The following is a 2,097-nucleotide window of genomic DNA, read 5'->3' as shown; positions in this document are numbered from 1 at the left end:
TCAGGTGATCAGCCGCGCCGCTCGTCCATTCTTTCGTTCCGCGTTGTTGTAATAGCTTGCCGCCTGCGCCACCGACTTGTGCAATGATTGCTGCATCGCCTCCGGAAGCGGAATGCCGCGGTTGGCGGCCTCGGTCAGATATCCGGATCTCAAGCCATGCGCCGAAAACAGCGCCGGATCGAGACCGGCCTGCCTGCAGCGCGCTTTCAGAATCAGGTTGACCGATTGTGGCGTCAGCGCCCGCCGGTCGACATTGCCCCACTGATCGATGCGCCGGAACACTGGCCCTTCCTTGATCGCAGCTTCCGCCAGCCAATGCTTCAAGGCGCTCACTGGCCGGCCGATCAGCAGTACATGCGCGCTGTCATCACTGGTGCTCGTCTTGGTGCGGCCGAGGTGAAGACTGAGACAGGGGAGGGGAGGGGAGGTCTCGTTGGCCGCATCGGCGCGCACCGGCTCCTCGTCGACGAGATCCTCGACCCGCAATGCCGCCACTTCCGACCGCCGACGGCCGCCGGAGGCAAAGGCGGTCAAAAACAGCGCACGATCGCGCAGGTCGACCAGCCGATCGCTGGCGCAGGTTTCGAGCAGTTTTGCGAGCACGTCGCCGGTGACGGCCTTGCGGCTTTTGCGTTGGCGTGGTCGGGCGCTGGCGCGCACCGCAAGCCGCAGCGCGGACTTCAGCGACGGCCCGCCAAAGGCGCCGGTCAGGCCGCGCCAGCGCGTCAGAATCGACCAACTGGTCAGCCGCCGTCGCACCGTGCCTGGTGCGTGCGGGCCGGCAGTCCTGAGCAGCCGTTCGGCCCGCAAACCGGCCTCAACGTCGGCCGGCATGCCGTGGGTCGGATCCTCGGCGCGCTTCACCGGATCCCAGAGGTGATGGGCCACGAATTTCAGCAGCAGACTTTCCGGAGCCGGCCAGGGGAGGCGGGTACTGGTGGCGAGCTGGCACCAGGCCTCGAGGTAACCGAGGTCCGAGGCAAGCGCCCTGAGCGTGTTTTCGCCCATGCCTTGGCTGGCGAGATGTTTTAGAGTCTCGACGTCGTCGTCGGTCAGCAGCGCGGCGAGCTGATCGCGTCGGTCGAACGGCAGGATGGCGTCGAGCGCGTCAAGTTCCTCGGCGCGGCGGTGCATGGCCTCGGTAGCAGAAATGCCTGGACCACGATCGGTCATCATCGACCCCTCGCTAGGTGGTCGCCGGCGATCATCGCGGCAGGCCGTGCTCGTCATAGAGATCGTCGTGAGCGGAGCTGGTTCCAACCAAGACTGTGCACCGGCACTCCGCCGCGAGATCCCACACCCGTTCCATGTCTATTTCGCGAGCGCGGGGGCGGGACGGGGGCTCGGCGTTACGTTCATCCCCGCCGATAGAATTGCGCATGTCTGGATCAGTGCTCATGCTCAAGTGGACCTACGATCTGCAAACCTTCCGCGCGTGCTGCGGCGGCCATCTTCCGGTCGGCTGTCGCCAGCGGCATCTCCTGCGCCTTCGCAAGCGCAACGTAGCTGGCGTCATACGCGGTCAGCATGTGACGAGCCGCAAGGTCGAGCACCAGGCCGTCGCTGCCTGATCCGCCATCTTCCAGAGACAACCCGCGCAGTTGCGTCATCAAAAGAAGCGCTTCGCCCGGCCGGAGTCGTCCCCGCCGCTCGGCGACCAGGAACAGATTGCGCGTCTCGAACCAGAACAAGGCCGGTACCACGCCAATGGTCGCGCGCAGATCAGCCATCAACCGGTCGGCGGCATCATGCTGTTCATCGGGAAGAAACCAGGCGGCAGCGATCGAGGCGTCGAGAATGAAGGCCATCAGTACCGCCGGCCTTCGTCGCGCCATTCACGGATTTCTTCCTGTGTCGTGGGTTGGCGGCCGGCACGCTGGGATTTGATCTCAGCGATGAGCGCATCGATGTCATTTTCGCGGCGGATGCGCGACAGCCGGGCAACGGGTTTGTTGCCGCGGGAAATGATCACCTCTTCGCCGGCTTCGACCCGGGCCAGCAGCTCAGACAGATGCGTCTTGGCCTCTGCGACCTTGACTGTGACGGTCATCGTGGTTCTCCGTGGATTTAAGTCTCTCGTCGAGCGGCGATGGAATT

3 protein-coding genes are annotated in these 2,097 nt (G+C 64.7%); all 3 read right to left on the bottom strand.

The annotated features are described in order from the left end of the window. Positions 1 to 1,176 carry a site-specific integrase gene (locus AYK65_RS21880; protein WP_081160667.1) on the bottom strand — a complete coding sequence of 392 codons (1,176 nt, stop codon included), beginning with the start codon at positions 1,174 to 1,176 and terminating at the stop codon, positions 1 to 3. A 212-nt stretch (positions 1,177 to 1,388) separates the two neighbouring features. Beyond that, positions 1,389 to 1,808, bottom strand: coding sequence for a type II toxin-antitoxin system VapC family toxin (locus AYK65_RS21875; protein ID WP_081160666.1), 420 nt, complete (start codon positions 1,806 to 1,808; stop codon positions 1,389 to 1,391). Next, positions 1,808 to 2,050 (bottom strand): type II toxin-antitoxin system Phd/YefM family antitoxin, encoded by a 243-nt coding sequence (locus AYK65_RS21870; RefSeq protein ID WP_081160664.1) that lies wholly within the window; start codon positions 2,048 to 2,050, stop codon positions 1,808 to 1,810. Before AYK65_RS21870 ends, AYK65_RS21875 begins: the two co-directional genes overlap by 1 nt. Positions 2,051 to 2,097 lie beyond the last annotated feature (47 nt).

It is taken from the genome of Ensifer aridi (genome assembly GCF_002078505.1).
In the GTDB taxonomy this organism is placed as follows: domain Bacteria; phylum Pseudomonadota; class Alphaproteobacteria; order Rhizobiales; family Rhizobiaceae; genus Sinorhizobium; species Sinorhizobium aridi.
This window is presented reverse-complemented; position numbering and strand designations above follow the sequence as displayed.

Coding starts and splice junctions, on each gene's coding strand:
- AYK65_RS21870 (WP_081160664.1), bottom strand. CDS start 2,050: ATGACCGTCACAGTCAAGGTCGCAGAGGCCAAGACGCATCTGTCTGAG.
- AYK65_RS21880 (WP_081160667.1), bottom strand. CDS start 1,176: ATGATGACCGATCGTGGTCCAGGCATTTCTGCTACCGAGGCCATGCAC.
- AYK65_RS21875 (WP_081160666.1), bottom strand. CDS start 1,808: ATGGCCTTCATTCTCGACGCCTCGATCGCTGCCGCCTGGTTTCTTCCC.